The following is a 13,131-nucleotide window of genomic DNA, read 5'->3' on the forward strand; positions in this document are numbered from 1 at the left end:
GACCCGGCGGACCCCGCCGCCGACTGCGGCGTGACCGGCGGCTGCGGATCGTGCGCCCTGCAGGGCATGTGCGACTCGGAGAGCACCACCACCCGGTAAGACACCGCGGGGAGGCCTGTGTGGGGCCCGCGCGGGGGGCCCAGGTGGGGGCGCGCGTCCCCGCCCGACCGGTGGCCCGCTCCCAACAGGCTGCCTACGGTCAGAGGTCCATCCGACCCACACCGTCAAGGAGCTCGCCATGGCCCAGAAGTCCACGTCAGAGTCCGACCAGGACGTCGTCGACATCCTCACCGCCGACCATCGCGAGATGATCGGATTGATCGAGATGATCGAGGAGACCTCCGACCCGAAGGAGCGCCGTTCGCTGGCCGACTCCGTGATCGCCGAGGTGACGCGGCACTCGGTGGCCGAGGAGTTGTTCGTCTACCCCGTCTACGAGCGCGAGGTCCCGGACGGCGGCGACGAGGTCGAGCACGACAAGGAGGAGCACCAGGAGATCGAAGAGGTGATGAAGGAGCTCGAGGGCCTGGACTCCGAGAGCGCCGAGTTCATCGCCACCGTGAAGCGCTTCAAGGAACTCCTCGATCACCACGCGGACGACGAGGAGAGCGACCAGTTCCCCAAGTTGCGGGCAGCCGTCTCCGCCGAGGACCTGCTCGACCTGGGCCGGAAGGTCGAGGCGGCCAAGAAGATCGCCCCCACCCGTCCGCACCCCGGATCCCCGCACTCCGAGTTGTTCCACATGACCCTGGGGCCCGGTGTCGGCATGGTGGACAGGCTCCGCGACGCCCTGAGCGGTCGCCTCAAGAACACCTGACCCGACCGGTCCTGGTCCGGGCGCGGGCGTCTGCAATCGCGGGCGTCCGTGCGACTGGTCTGTACAGCTAGAACAGCACCCGGATCAGGACGGCGGTGAGGCCGCATCCGGCCATCACCAGCACCATCGCCACCAGGCCGATGTTGTAGCGGACCTGGGTCTGCTGGACCTCTCCGGCCCGGACGAACCGCCCCACCCGCTGTTCGTGGTGCAGCTGCACCCTGAGCAGCGCGAGCAGCGGGACCACGACGAGAGTCGCGAAGACCGCCGCCCACACCCACGAGGTCTCGGCGATCAACTTGGCCACCAGGATGATGTTCACCGTCACCACGGCCCAGGTCCGCGCCCACGACAGGCTGGTGCGCTCGGCCTGGAGTCCGACGTCGGGCGGGACGGCCTCCGGGCGCACGCCGATCCGCCGCCGCGGGGCGCCTGCGCTCATGCGATGGTGCCGCCGAGGATCGCGACGACCAGCAGGATCGCACCGGTCGCGATGCCCAGCACCAGGAGGATCGACGCCTGCGGGACCGGAAGCGGCCTGTTGTGACGCATCGACGCCTCGATCCGGATCCAGCGTCGGAACGACACGGTGGCCAGCAGCGCCGCCATCACGAGGAGTACGCAGGCCAGCGGGGTCCGGATGATCTCAGGGATCTCGTCGCCGGCGAAGGCCTCCATCGCCACGGCGCCGGCCATCAGACCGAGGCTCGTCCGGATCCACGCCAGAAACGTGCGCTCGTTGGCGAGCGTGAACCGCGGGTCCGGTTCCTCGCCGTCCCGCAGCGACTTGGGCCGCCACCCCTGTCCGACTCGCTCCGTCATCCCCCGAGCCTATCGGCCGCCCCTGCGGGCCTCGTGCGGACCGCCCGCGGACCGGGGTGATGAAATGGGTCGATGAGCTTTCTGCGTCGCCTCCGGATCGAGCCGTTCATCCTGGCGATCCTGGCCGCCGTCGTGGTGGCGGCGGTGCTGCCGGCCACCGGAGGCGCGGCCACGGCGCTGGGCTGGGTCACGACAGTGGGGATCGCGGTCCTGTTCTTCCTCTACGGCGCGCGGCTGGAACCCCGTGAACTGCTGGCCGGTGTGAAGCACTGGCGGTTGCACTCGGTGGTGCTGGCGGCGACGTTCCTGCTGTTCCCGGCCCTGGGACTCCTGGGCAGATGGGCGCTCACCCCGGTCCTCGGTGAGCAACTGGCCGCCGGTTTCCTCTTCCTGACGCTCGTACCCTCGACCGTGCAGTCCTCGATCACCTTCGTGGCGATCGCCCGCGGCCACGTCAGCGCCGCCGTGGTCTCCGCGTCCGTGTCGAACCTGCTCGGGGTGGTCATCACTCCCCTGTTGGTCTTCGCGCTCATGACCAGGGACGGATCGGTGGTCATCACGTGGGACTCGGTCGGGAAGATCGCACTGCAGCTGCTCCTGCCGTTCGTCCTGGGCCAGCTGCTGCGGCGGTGGGTCCTGCCGGTCACCGCGAGGATCAGGCGCCTGGCGCTGTTCGACAAGTCGGTGATCGTGCTGATCGTCTATGCGGCGTTCTCCGACGGGGTCGCCGACGGCAGCTGGTCCAGGGTCGGGCCGGCCCAGCTGGCGTGGCTGATCGCCGCGTGCTGCGTCCTGCTCGCGGTGGTGCTGGGCCTGACCGGGCTGATCTCCCGCGCGCTCGGGTTCGCCGACCGCGACAAGCGGGTCGTGCAGTTCTGCGGTTCCAAGAAATCGCTGGCCACGGGGCTGCCCATGGCCGCCGTGCTATTCGTCGGCCAGCCCGTCGGACTCCTGGTGCTCCCGCTGATGCTGTTCCACCAGATCCAGCTGATCGTGTGCGCGTGGCTGGCGGGCCACTACGGCCGTGCGGAGGGAACCGAGGCGCCCGCGGCGTGAGGCGCCGCGCGCATGACGACCCCGCCGAGGGTCACCGCGCCGGTGGCCTGCCCGCCGCCCTGGCCCGGCTCTCCAGCAGGATGTACAGAAGCACCCCGAGCGCTCCGGGCCCGGTCAGCCCCGGTGGGCGTCGAGGAATGGGCGTTCCGTGGAGAAGGACGACGGGGTCGCCCTCGCCGTGCACGCCGAACGAGATCCGGTGATCGTCGACGACGGCGTTCCGGTCGACGATGGGACTCACCGGCACGGAGTCAGCCGAGGTCGGAGACGATCCGCTTGGCGAGCTCCTCCGAGGACTGGGGGTTCTGACCCGTGTAGAGGTTGCGGTCGACCACCACATGCGAGCCCCACGGCTCGGCGGCCGAGGAGTACTCGGCCCCCAGCTCGACGAGCTTGTCCTCCAGCAACCAGGGCGCGTTCTCCGCCAGCCCGACCTGCTCCTCCTCGACGTTGGAGAACCCGGTCATCTTGAATCCCGCGAACGGCGAGGTCGACGCGTCATCCGACGCCGCGAGGACGGCCGCCGGGGCATGGCACAGCATGGCGAGCGGCTTCTCCGCGGTCACCCGCTCGGCGAGGATCGCCCCGGAGGTCTTGTCCACGGCGAGGTCCTCCAGCGGGCCGTGACCGCCCGGGTAGAACACCACGTCGAACTGGTTGTGGTCGACGGAGGCCAGGTCGGCCGGCGCGTTCAGGACGGGCGCGAGCCGATCGAGCGAGGCCTTGACCTTGTCGAGAGTCTCCGGGTCGCCGGCGCCTTCGCCGAGGCTTGCCTGGTCAACGGTGGGAGCACGCCCACCCGGGGTCGCGACGGTGACGGACCAGCCGGCGTCGGTGAACACCTCGTACGGGGCGACGAACTCCTCCGCCCAGAAACCGGTGGGGTGCGCCGACCCGTCCTTGAGGGTCCAGTGGTCGGCGGCGGACATGATCATCAAGACGGTAGCCATGCCGCGACACTACGGAGGTCACGCTGAACCGCAACTGAACGCGTCGGCCGTGTTCCGTATCACAGCAGGCATGATGTAAGCGAATGTTCGTCTGACTTCCGACCACGTGCTCCCCGACCGTTCCCCGCGCCCTACCAGCGGCAATGCGAATAACACCCATGTTGACGATGTATCAGCAGGTCAACCCCTCGAAACCGGGCTCTCATCCTTAGTCGACGAAGCAATTGCCAGCCGCGGAGGCTCCCCTGAACGTTCTCGCCGCACGAGCTGAGTGGCACGTGTGTGAACGACCACAGTGTTCCGTTCGAGTGACCGGGAGGGCGGGAATGGACGGCGATACCGCGCGGAGAGCGCCGAGTCCGATGACGGCATCGCTTGCCCTCGCCGGACTGGTCCTCCTCGGCATCACCGCGGGTGCCGCTGCCGCGGTCCTCACCGCCGGGGGATCCGAGGTCCTCGATGGGGCCTCGTCCGACGCCCCGATCGCCCAGGCCGGGTTGACCACCACCGTCGCCACGGTCACCACGGACCACCCCACGACGACGACTCCGCAGCCACCCGTCCCAGCCACGTCGACCGCCTCGGTCACGCGGGAGCCCCTGGCATCGTCCACCCCAGAGGTGCCCGCGGTTCGTGCCGTTCCGGCTGGGGCCGCCGCGACCGTTCGCGTAGCCCCGGCTCCCGCACCGGCCGCGCAGCCCCATCGGCCGGCTCCGGCGCCAGGTCGTGCTCCTGCGCCGATTCCCGCGCCGCCACCCGAACCTGCTCCTCCACCAGCGCCCGCACCGCCGGCCATCACCATCCCGTTGATCCCGGTGCAGCCTCCACCAGTCGTGCAGCCGAAGCACGTGACCATCGGCTGACGTTCCAGAGAATCAACGAAAGGACCCACCATGGACCCCATCACCCTTCTCATCGGCCTGGGCGCGGCGATCCTCCCGTACCTCGGTCCCGCCGCGGCACTCGGCATCTCTCCACTCGCCGCCGGTATCGGTGCCGCCGGACTCGGCACCGGCAGCGCCGTCTCTGCTCTCGGTCTCGGCGGAGCCGCCGCAGCCAATCCGTTCACCGGCGCGGGCCTGCAGAGTGCGAGTGCGGATGGCTTCAACAACGGCGCGGCCGCTGTTGCGGGAGCTGTCAATGGGCTGAACATTCCGGGAGTACACCTCACCGTCAACTGACGCCCGGCGTCCACCGCACCCTGCTGCGCCCCGGCTCCGGTTGGGTCGCCGCAGGGCTCCGGTGCTTGAATAGCGCGATGACCAGCGTGACCTATCTGCAGCAGACCTCCGCGTCGTGGCTGCGCCCGGCTCGCCGCGCGGACCTGACGATCTCCCGGGTCTTCCCCGCCGAGCCCGCCTTCAACTCGCAGATGTACGGCGAGATCGGCGCCGACTGGAAGTGGACCGACCGACTCGAGTGGTCGGACGGACGCTGGGCCTCCTACTGCGCGGACCCCTGCGTCACCACCTTCCGGGCGACCCGGGGCGGCGAGGTCGCCGGGTTCGCCGAACTTCGCATGAGCCCGCTCGGGGACGAGCCGGGTTCGGGCCACGGGGACCCGGCTGACGGTGTCGATGTCGAGATCGTGTACTTCGGCCTGCTCCCGCGCTTCGCCGGCCTGGGTCTCGGCGGATGGTTCCTCTCCGAGACCGTCCGGATCGCCTGGCAGGTCCCGGGGTGCCGCAGGGTATGGCTGCACACGTGCGGGGACGACTCCCCGGCCGCGATCCCGAACTACCTGTCTCGCGGGTTCGTCGAATACGCCCGGGACGAGACCGGCTGCGCGGCCTGCACGACCTGAACCCCACTCATCGAGGTCGAGTGCAGCCGTTGCCCGCACACGTCTGCCCGTTGCCCAGCAGCACCCCGACTTCCGGCCCTCCCGGCCCCGGAATCACGTTGCCCGCGTCGTCGCACAGGACGTCATAGTTGCAGGTGTAGGGCACATCGAACGCCGGCTGAGCATTGGGATCGGGCATCTCTGCGCCACTCGGATAGCGGCAGACGGCTCCGTCGCACACAGGAGTGTTGGCCTCGCGCTCTTCCCGGAGCGTGGCATCGCTGACCGACTGACAGTACTCGGAGTAGCCGGTCACAGTTCCGTCTGACCAATACGTCTCGACGGGGCCCAATCCCCTCTGACAGTCGATGATGTGCGGCTGCGCGACCGTCTCGGCAGTCTCCTCGACCGGGGTTTCGTCGATTGCGTTGCCTTCTTCCACCTGCTCTTCGGCCGGTTCCGCTTCCGCAGAGGTCGTCGGGACCGATGGCGATGATGACGACGTCGCTGTACTGTCCGGCGCGCCCTCCCCGGACCCACACGCGCCGAGCACCAGAACGGAAGCCACCGCGGCCACAACGTGTCGAAGACCCATAGGGCAAGCATCGTTCACATGCTGGTGTCAGGGGACTGATTCGCCGCTCTTACTCACTGCTCGGCCAGCCGGCTCAGTGACCGTCCACCCATTCGCGAGACCAGTTTCTCCGAGACGGCACCGAATGCCTGCAGCTCGTCGTCGTCGAGCCCGTCGAACAGCCACTCCGCCAGCGCGACACGCGCCGACACGACCTCCTCGACGATCCGACGCGACTCGTCGGTGAGGTTGACCAGACGGACCCGCCGGTCGTCCGGCGGCATGGTCCGGACCACGTGTCCGCTGGCGACCAGCCCGTCGACGAGTGCGGTGACCTGGCGCGGCGAGCAGTCCAGGAAGGTCGCCAGCTCCACCTGCTTGCACTCGCCCTCGAGCCCCAGGACGAACAGCAACTCCAGTCGCGGCACCGTGAGGCCGTAGTTCGCCGCAGCGCGCTCGATCGAACCCGACATCTCCTCGGCCAGCATCAACGCGCGATCGAGAATCTCACTCCCAGACAGTGCCACGCGTATATAGTTACCACTATTCACCTTTCCCACACCTGCCGACCGGCGGTGGACGAGGCGCAGGAGACATCGTGAACGTGACCATCCCAGCAGGATTCGACTTCACCGACCCGGACCTGTTCGAGAAACGACTCCCGCATGAGGAGTGGCGCCAGTTGCGGCAGACCGAACCGATCCACCGCGTCGACAAGCGTCCCGGGTCGGACGGCTTCGACGACGACCACTACTGGCTCGTCACCAGGCACGCCGACGTCAAGGAGATCTCGCGCCTCACCGGCGAACTGTTCTCCGCGGGGGAGAACACGATGATCCCTCGGTTCTCCGAGGGAACCGACCGCTCGATCATCGAGGCGCAGCGGTCGATGCTGGTCAACGAGGACGGTGAGATCCACAAGAAGCACCGCCGGATCATCTCCCGCGGCTTCACCCCACGCGGCGTGGCCGGCATGCGCGAGGAACTCGCCGACCGCGCGCGCAAGATCGTCACCGCCGCCGCGGAGTCGAACGCCGACGACTTCGTCACCGCGATCGCCTCCGAGCTCCCGCTCCAGGCGATCGCGGATCTGCTCGGCGTTCCGCAGGAGGACCGCCACAAGATCTTCGAGTGGTCCAACATCATGACCAGCTACGACGCCGGGGGCGACCCCGACGCTCCCGCCATCGCGTCCATGGAACTCATCGGGTACGCGAACACCATGGCCGAGGACCGCGCCGCCAACCCGCGGGACGACATCGTGACCAAGCTCGTCCAGGCCGACGTCGACGGAGAGCACCTGTCGCCCGAGGAGTTCGGCTGGTTCGTCACCCTGCTGTCCGTCGCCGGCAACGAGACCACCCGCAACGCCACCACCCACGGCATGGTGGCCATGCTGGAGAACCCCGACCAGTGGGAGTTGTTCAAGCGCGAGCGCCCGGAGACCGCCTACGACGAGATCCTCCGGTGGGCCTCACCGATCACCCAGTTCCAGCGGACCGCCATGGAGGACGTCGAGATCGGAGGCGTGTCCATGGCCAAGGGGGATCGCGTGCTGATCTGCTACGGATCGGCGAACTTCGACGAGGACGTCTTCGAGGACCCGTTCACGTTCAACATCCTCCGCGACCCGAACCCCCACGTGACCTTCGGTGGGCAGGGTCCCCATTACTGCCTCGGCGCCAATCTGGCGAAGATGCAGCTCGAGATCATCTTCAACGCCGTCGCCGACTATTTCCCCGACCTCACCGCGCTGGGCGAACCCACGCGGCTGCGGTCCGGCTGGCTCAACGGCCTCACCGAGTGGAAGGTCGACCTGGGCACCTGTCCTGTGGCCCACTGAGCTGCAGGAATCGGCCGGGCCGCCGTGGTTCCGCGGAGCCGCTCCTCCCGGTGAACTCTCGCCTGCCCCCCTGCTCGTGCGGCAGTGCATCGGGGGACGCGCGTGCCGGTCTCACCCGAGCCAGGCTCCCAACAGCATGTAGGTGGCGGTACCCACGATGATGCTCGCCGCCGCCCGTCGCCACACCAGGTGCACCGCCAGGGTGAGAGCCAACGCGGCTCCGGCGGGCAGCCAGGAGCCGAGGGCGGCGGTGGTGTCGCGCAGGGTGTAGACCACCAGCACCACCATCACGCCGGCCGGCATCGTGCGGCCCAGATAGCGCACGACCCGCGAGTCGCGGAGCCGGGTGAGCGCGACGAACGGGGCGGCGCGCAGGGCCATGGTCACGACGAACATCACTCCCAGCCCGGCGAGCAGATAGCCGGCTCCCGGCACCGGGGCACCGGTCAACGGTGAGCTCACGCCGGTTCCCGCCCCTCGCGGGTCGCCCACGCGTACCGCGCGATCAACACGGCCACGAACGCGCACAGCCCCACGATCAGCATCTGCTCCGGGGCCAGCCACGCCGCCACCAGACCGCACACCAGGCCGATCACGGGGGCCGGCAGGTCTCCCGAGGCACGCCACGCGTCCACCGCGAGGACGGCGAACAGCGCGGTCAGCGCGAACTGCAGACCGTCGAGCCCGGCGGGCAGAGCGGCCCCGACGAGCGCGCCGACGATGCCGGGGACCACCCACAGCGTCTGACAGGTGAGGGAGATGGTCAACGTCCGCGCCCCCGTCATCTCCGTGCGCCGCTTGGTGGCGGTGATCGCGTAGACCTCGTCGGTGAGCGCGTAGACGGCGTAGAGGCGGCCGAGACGCGAGCGGATGGCGTCCAACGGGAAACTCAGTCCGTAGAAGACGTGGCGGAAGTTGACCAGGAACGCCGCCGCGGCCAGCGAGTACAAGGGAGTGAGGGCCGTGAGCAGACCGATCGCCAGGAACTCCATGGACCCCGCGTAGATCACCACGGAGAACACCGGGGCCCACCACCACGCGAATCCCGCCTGGGTGAGCAGGACCCCGAACGCCAGTCCCAGGGGGACCAGACCGAGTCCGACCGTGGAGCAGTCGGCCAGACCCTTGCGGATCTCTGCGCTGGTAGAGGGGGTGGACGGCACGCGGAGCAGTGTAGCGACCGCGGGGGTCTGGTCACCCCCGACGGGACGGGGCACACTTGGTGGCGTGAGCGTGCGCGAGGCCACTCCGCCGCCCGGGGTGAGGCGGCTCATCTCGTATGCCGTGGAGGGGATCGGCCCGCGGCCGCAGCGGCCACCACACCGGGGGCTGCCCTCCTCCACCCTGACCCTCGTCGTCGCCACGGACGCTCCTCTGCTGTGCTCGTATTCCTTCGCGGACTGGGCCCGCCGGGAGGGGGTACGCCACGACGTCTGCCTCGGCGGGTTCCACACCCGACCCGTCTACCTGCAACGGCCCGACCGCGAGGAAGGCGTCCAGGTCGCGGTGCACCCCCTCGCCGCGCGGCGCCTGTTCGGGATGCCGGCGTCCGCTCTCTCCGAGCTCACGCACGAGGGCGAGGACGTCCTCGGTTCCCGGGTCCGGGCGCTTCACTCGCGGGTGGCCTCGGCACCCGCCCGTGACCGCGCCGACCTCGTGGCCGCGGGCCTGGCCTCGGCGGCGGACAGGTACGAACTCGTACCCGGTCCGCGCCGGGAGGTGGTGGGCGCGTGGCGACTGCTCGAGGCCTCCGGTGGTCGCATGCGGGTGTCCCGGGTGGCCTCGGAGGTCGGGGTGACGCCCCGCCACCTGTCGACGCTCTGCAGGGCCGAACTGGGGATCGGGACCAAGGCACTCGCCGACCTGCTGCGCTTCGAGTCAACTCACTCGGCCCTGCGTGAGGCCGTCCGCAGGGCCTCGGGGCCACGGCCGGACGGGCTCCGACTGGCCGACCTCGCCCACGACCACGGGTACGCCGACCACGCCCACCTCAACGCCGCCTATCGGCGGTACGCGGGCACGTCGCCGACGAACTGGATCGAGGAGGAGTTCCGACACATCCAAGCCTGGCCGCCCGACCCCGGGGGAGACTCACCGGCATGAGTACGCACGAACCCGGCGCCGAACCCGCGCCCACCGTCTGGCACTGCTTCCGCTGCACCGACTCCCGGGTCGTGATCGACTGGCTCGTCCAGGCCCTGGGCTTCGTCGAGACCGTCTCGCACACCGAGGGCGGGCGGATCGTCCACGCCGAACTGCTCTGGCCGGAGGGCGGAGGCGTCATGCTCGGGGACGGCGGGAGAGGGGACGACGACCCGCACGCCACACCACCCGGGACGGGTCTCGCCTACGTGGTGACGGCCGAGTCCGACGCCGTCTACCAGCGCGCCCGGGCGGCGGGGGCCGAGATCGTCATGGAGATTCACGACACCGACTACGGTGACCACACCTTCTCCGCCCGAGACCCCGAGGGGAACGTGTGGTCGGTGGGGCAGTACCGGGGACACCCGGCGCCCGGCGCGGCCACCGGGTGACGACCGGGCACACCGGTCGGGATCACCGGACCCGGTCGGCACGCGGCACGACGGGCACCGCCAGCGCGGCCACCACCGCGGCCCCGGCGAAGACCGGCCCGTAACCCCACCGGTCGATTCCCGCCGCGAACACCGGGGTGATCGCCGAGATCGCGAGGAACTGCGCGGTGTTCTGGACTCCGAGGGCCCGCCCGCTCCAATGGGGTCCGGCGTGTTCGGCGACCGCGGTGAAGGCGAGTCCGTTGTCCGCCACGGACAGGACCGTCGCGATCACGGCGAGGGCCACGGCGACGACACCGGGGGCCCCGAACACCTCCGCGGCAGCCAGGACCGCCAGGCCGACCGAGACCGACACGGCAACCGCGCGAAGCGGAGTCAGCCGCGAGCCCACGCGGTCGGAGATCACGCCGACGACGATGCGTCCGACCGCACCCAGCAGTTGCGCCACCGTCACGACCGCGCCGGCCGAGACGGGCGACCAGCCGTGCCCGAGGACCAACCACGCGAGCATGAACGACTGCATGAGCGCCTGGGGGAGTACGAGCAGCACCGAGACGCCGTGGATCCGGTGCAGGTAGCGCGACGCCCGGTACGGCGAGGTGGCGAGTGTGGTGGACCCGGGGTCGTGACGGTCCGGCCGGGGAGGATCGGTGACGACGACGAGCGCCGCGACCGCGGAGACCGCAGCCATGACCACGGGGACCGCCAGCGCGGCCCGGAGACCCTGCGAGGCGGCCAGCGCCGGCATGGACATCGCCGCGACCGCCGCTCCGAGGGGTTGCGACATCTGCCGGACGCCCATCGCCATGCCCCGTCGTCCAGCGGGGAACCATCCCACCACCAGTCGACCGCTCGCCGAGGCCGCCGATGCCGAGGCCGCTCCCGCGAGCAGGAAGCACACGCCGAGGAGGGTCAGTGACGGGGTGATGAGAGCGCCTGCCAGGGCGGCCGTGGTGAGAACGGATCCGCTCACCAGCACGAGCCGCTCTCCGGCGCGGTCGACGAGCCAGCCCCAGGCCACGAGAGTGAGTGCGGTCCCGACCGAGGGCATGGCCACGAGCGCACCCGCGGCGGGGAGCGACAGACCGGCCACCGAGTGGAGGTAGGGGAGCAGGAAGGCCACACCGGCCACGAACGCCGAGGCGGAGGACGCGGCGAGCGTACCGACGCCGAGGATCGCCCACTGTCGTGGGCCCACCCGGGTCTCGCCGCTCGCTCCTGCGTCCACCAGCGGGAGAATACTCGCGGTCCTACTATCTGACTACTTCGTCTCACATAATGAGACACCCGACCGGTCGGGTCGGATCAGTTCACGTCCCCGTCGTTCACGAAGGTCGCGTAGAGGGGGAGAGGCATCTCCTGGCGACGCAGCACCGTTCCCCAGACGTCCACGTGCGCCGGCGCGAGCAGATCGCTCGGCAGGCTGGGGGCCACGTACCAGTCGCCGCGGTCGAGCTCTCCCTGCAACTGCCCGGGCGCCCAGCCGGTGTACCCCACGAACACGCGCATCCCCTCCACGGAGTCGCGGAGCAGGTCGGGTTCGCTGTCGAGGTCCACCACGTGGACCCTGCCCTCGATCTGCTGCAACCCCTGGTGCATCTCGCCGTCGACACCCGACCCGAGCACCACCAACGCGATCCCGGTGTCCGGCTTGACCGGGCCTCCGATGTGGAACACGGCCGGTGGCGCACACATCTCCGCCCAGCCGGGCAGGATCGTCTCGACCGGCGTGTCGCTCCGGCGGGTGATCACCACGCCGAGTGAACCGGAATGGTCGTGTTCGATCACGTAGATGATGGCGCGCCGGAAGTTGGGGTCCGGCATGTCCGGCGCCGCGATGAGCAGCGAGCCCGCGACGGGATCCCGCTTGTCCATCGCGTCGTAGAGGCGGTCGCCGAAGAGGCCTCCGCCACTCAGATCGTCCGGTCCCGTGTCCATGTCCCCATGATGCCCGCGCCACCGCCCGCCCACATCCGCGTCCCCTCGATCGGGTCTCGCTACGGTGGCTCCCGTGACCTCCTTGTCCGCAGGACCGGCCGATCCGACGCGCGGGCGCCTGGCCACGGCGTTGCGCGAGTCCGACGGTCTCGGCCGCCTGTCCACCGCGCGCCTGGCCGCCCTGCTCAGCGAGGGGATCCACCAGGCCGCGCTCGGCGGGATCGTGCTCTTCAGCCCCGAGACCGCCACGACACCGGCGGCGATCGCGGGCGGGTTCGCCGTGATGCTGCTGCCGTACTCGATCGTGGGCCCGTTCGCCGCCGCCGCCCTGGACCGCTGGGACAGGCGGGTCGTGGTGGCGGTGGCGGCACTCGTCAGAACCCTGGCGATCGTCGCCACGATCGCGCTCATCGCCGCCGGTGCCGTCCATTCGGGAGCGGGACTGGCCGCGCTGTTCGGGCTGTCCCTGGTCGCGATCGGACTCGGCCGGCTCATCAACACCGGCATGACCGCGGCCATGCCACGGGTGGTGCCCGACCGGATCCTCGCCGCCACCAACTCGGTCCTGGTCACTGTCGGGTCGGTGGTGACCGCGGTCGGTGCGGTCGCGGCGTTCGCGGTGCTGGCGGTGCTCGGCGCCGGCGACGCCGCCGTCTCGTGGACCCTCGTGCCCGCCGTGATCACCGCCGTCCTGGGGGTGTGGGCCATCCTCGCGCTTCCCCCACGGCACCTCGGGCCCGACGACGACGAATCCGGCACCGACCCCGGATCCGGCGTGGCCCGGGATGCCGTGACGCTGTTCGCCGGGGGTCTG

Annotated in this window: 18 protein-coding genes; 8 read left to right on the forward strand and 10 right to left on the reverse strand. The window is 70.2% G+C overall.

From position 1 onward, the window contains the following. Positions 1 to 238: 238 nt before the first annotated feature. A complete protein-coding gene (locus G6028_RS06310; protein WP_182658358.1) occupies positions 239 to 817 on the forward strand; it encodes a hemerythrin domain-containing protein in 579 nt (192 codons plus the stop codon). A 67-nt stretch (positions 818 to 884) separates the two neighbouring features. On the opposite strand, the gene G6028_RS06315 is transcribed toward G6028_RS06310, so the two are convergent. Both G6028_RS06315 and G6028_RS06320 read right to left on the reverse strand, forming a co-directional pair. Beyond that, positions 885 to 1,259 carry a DUF202 domain-containing protein gene (locus G6028_RS06315; RefSeq protein ID WP_179523979.1) on the reverse strand — a complete coding sequence of 125 codons (375 nt, stop codon included), beginning with the start codon at positions 1,257 to 1,259 and terminating at the stop codon, positions 885 to 887. After that, positions 1,256 to 1,639, reverse strand: coding sequence for a YidH family protein (locus G6028_RS06320; RefSeq protein ID WP_179523980.1), 384 nt, complete (start codon positions 1,637 to 1,639; stop codon positions 1,256 to 1,258). Before G6028_RS06320 ends, G6028_RS06315 begins: the two co-directional genes overlap by 4 nt. Positions 1,640 to 1,711: 72 nt before the next feature. On the opposite strand from G6028_RS06320, the gene G6028_RS06325 reads away from it, so the two are divergent. After that, complete coding sequence (locus G6028_RS06325) at positions 1,712 to 2,695, forward strand: bile acid:sodium symporter family protein (protein WP_182658359.1); 984 nt, start codon at positions 1,712 to 1,714, stop codon at positions 2,693 to 2,695. Positions 2,696 to 2,726: 31 nt separating this feature from the next. Here G6028_RS06325 and G6028_RS06330 read toward each other — a convergent pair whose 3' ends face one another. Both G6028_RS06330 and G6028_RS06335 read right to left on the reverse strand, forming a co-directional pair. Continuing rightward, positions 2,727 to 2,936, reverse strand: coding sequence for a hypothetical protein (locus tag G6028_RS06330; RefSeq protein WP_182658360.1), 210 nt, complete (start codon positions 2,934 to 2,936; stop codon positions 2,727 to 2,729). Between the two features lie 10 nt (positions 2,937 to 2,946). After that, on the reverse strand, positions 2,947 to 3,645 hold the full coding sequence (locus tag G6028_RS06335; RefSeq protein ID WP_182658361.1) for a type 1 glutamine amidotransferase domain-containing protein: 699 nt from the start codon (positions 3,643 to 3,645) through the stop codon (positions 2,947 to 2,949). An 893-nt stretch (positions 3,646 to 4,538) separates the two neighbouring features. Here G6028_RS06335 and G6028_RS06340 point away from each other — a divergent pair. Further along, positions 4,539 to 4,826, forward strand: coding sequence for a hypothetical protein (locus tag G6028_RS06340; RefSeq protein ID WP_182615412.1), 288 nt, complete (start codon positions 4,539 to 4,541; stop codon positions 4,824 to 4,826). Positions 4,827 to 4,903: 77 nt separating this feature from the next. Beyond that, a complete protein-coding gene (locus G6028_RS06345; protein WP_182615414.1) occupies positions 4,904 to 5,449 on the forward strand; it encodes a GNAT family N-acetyltransferase in 546 nt (181 codons plus the stop codon). A gap of 7 nt (positions 5,450 to 5,456) precedes the next feature. On the opposite strand, the gene G6028_RS06350 is transcribed toward G6028_RS06345, so the two are convergent. Further along, positions 5,457 to 6,023 carry a hypothetical protein gene (locus tag G6028_RS06350; RefSeq protein ID WP_182658362.1) on the reverse strand — a complete coding sequence of 189 codons (567 nt, stop codon included), beginning with the start codon at positions 6,021 to 6,023 and terminating at the stop codon, positions 5,457 to 5,459. Positions 6,024 to 6,076: 53 nt separating this feature from the next. Continuing rightward, complete coding sequence (locus tag G6028_RS06355; RefSeq protein ID WP_338404158.1) at positions 6,077 to 6,529, reverse strand: MarR family winged helix-turn-helix transcriptional regulator; 453 nt, start codon at positions 6,527 to 6,529, stop codon at positions 6,077 to 6,079. A gap of 68 nt (positions 6,530 to 6,597) precedes the next feature. On the opposite strand from G6028_RS06355, the gene G6028_RS06360 reads away from it, so the two are divergent. Beyond that, positions 6,598 to 7,845, forward strand: a complete 1,248-nt coding sequence (locus G6028_RS06360; RefSeq protein ID WP_182644720.1) for a cytochrome P450 — start codon at positions 6,598 to 6,600, stop codon at positions 7,843 to 7,845. Between the two features lie 111 nt (positions 7,846 to 7,956). Here the strand turns inward: G6028_RS06360 and G6028_RS06365 are convergent, their stop codons facing one another. Together G6028_RS06365 and G6028_RS06370 are read right to left on the reverse strand one after the other, a co-directional pair. Continuing rightward, positions 7,957 to 8,241, reverse strand: coding sequence for a branched-chain amino acid transporter permease (locus tag G6028_RS06365; protein ID WP_179526069.1), 285 nt, complete (start codon positions 8,239 to 8,241; stop codon positions 7,957 to 7,959). 62 nt (positions 8,242 to 8,303) lie between these two features. Then, on the reverse strand, positions 8,304 to 9,008 hold the full coding sequence (locus G6028_RS06370) for an AzlC family ABC transporter permease (RefSeq protein ID WP_179523987.1): 705 nt from the start codon (positions 9,006 to 9,008) through the stop codon (positions 8,304 to 8,306). Between the two features lie 64 nt (positions 9,009 to 9,072). Between G6028_RS06370 and G6028_RS18030 the strand changes: the two genes are divergently transcribed. Next, positions 9,073 to 9,948: a helix-turn-helix domain-containing protein gene (locus G6028_RS18030; protein WP_182658363.1), complete on the forward strand. Its 876-nt coding sequence runs from the start codon at positions 9,073 to 9,075 to the stop codon at positions 9,946 to 9,948. Next, positions 9,945 to 10,379, forward strand: a complete 435-nt coding sequence (locus G6028_RS06380) for a VOC family protein (RefSeq protein ID WP_182658364.1) — start codon at positions 9,945 to 9,947, stop codon at positions 10,377 to 10,379. Before G6028_RS18030 ends, G6028_RS06380 begins: the two co-directional genes overlap by 4 nt. A 22-nt stretch (positions 10,380 to 10,401) precedes the next feature. On the opposite strand, the gene G6028_RS06385 is transcribed toward G6028_RS06380, so the two are convergent. Then, complete coding sequence (locus G6028_RS06385) at positions 10,402 to 11,607, reverse strand: MFS transporter (protein WP_304816730.1); 1,206 nt, start codon at positions 11,605 to 11,607, stop codon at positions 10,402 to 10,404. Between the two features lie 77 nt (positions 11,608 to 11,684). Then, entirely contained in the window at positions 11,685 to 12,317 is a 633-nt protein-coding gene (locus G6028_RS06390; RefSeq protein ID WP_179523990.1) for a YqgE/AlgH family protein, read from the reverse strand. 73 nt (positions 12,318 to 12,390) lie between these two features. Between G6028_RS06390 and G6028_RS06395 the strand changes: the two genes are divergently transcribed. After that, a partial coding sequence (locus G6028_RS06395) for an MFS transporter (protein ID WP_479682423.1) occupies positions 12,391 to 13,131 on the forward strand: 741 nt, incomplete at its 3' end.

Source organism: Dietzia cercidiphylli, assembly GCF_014145145.1.
Taxonomy (GTDB): Bacteria; Actinomycetota; Actinomycetes; order Mycobacteriales; family Mycobacteriaceae; genus Dietzia; species Dietzia natronolimnaea.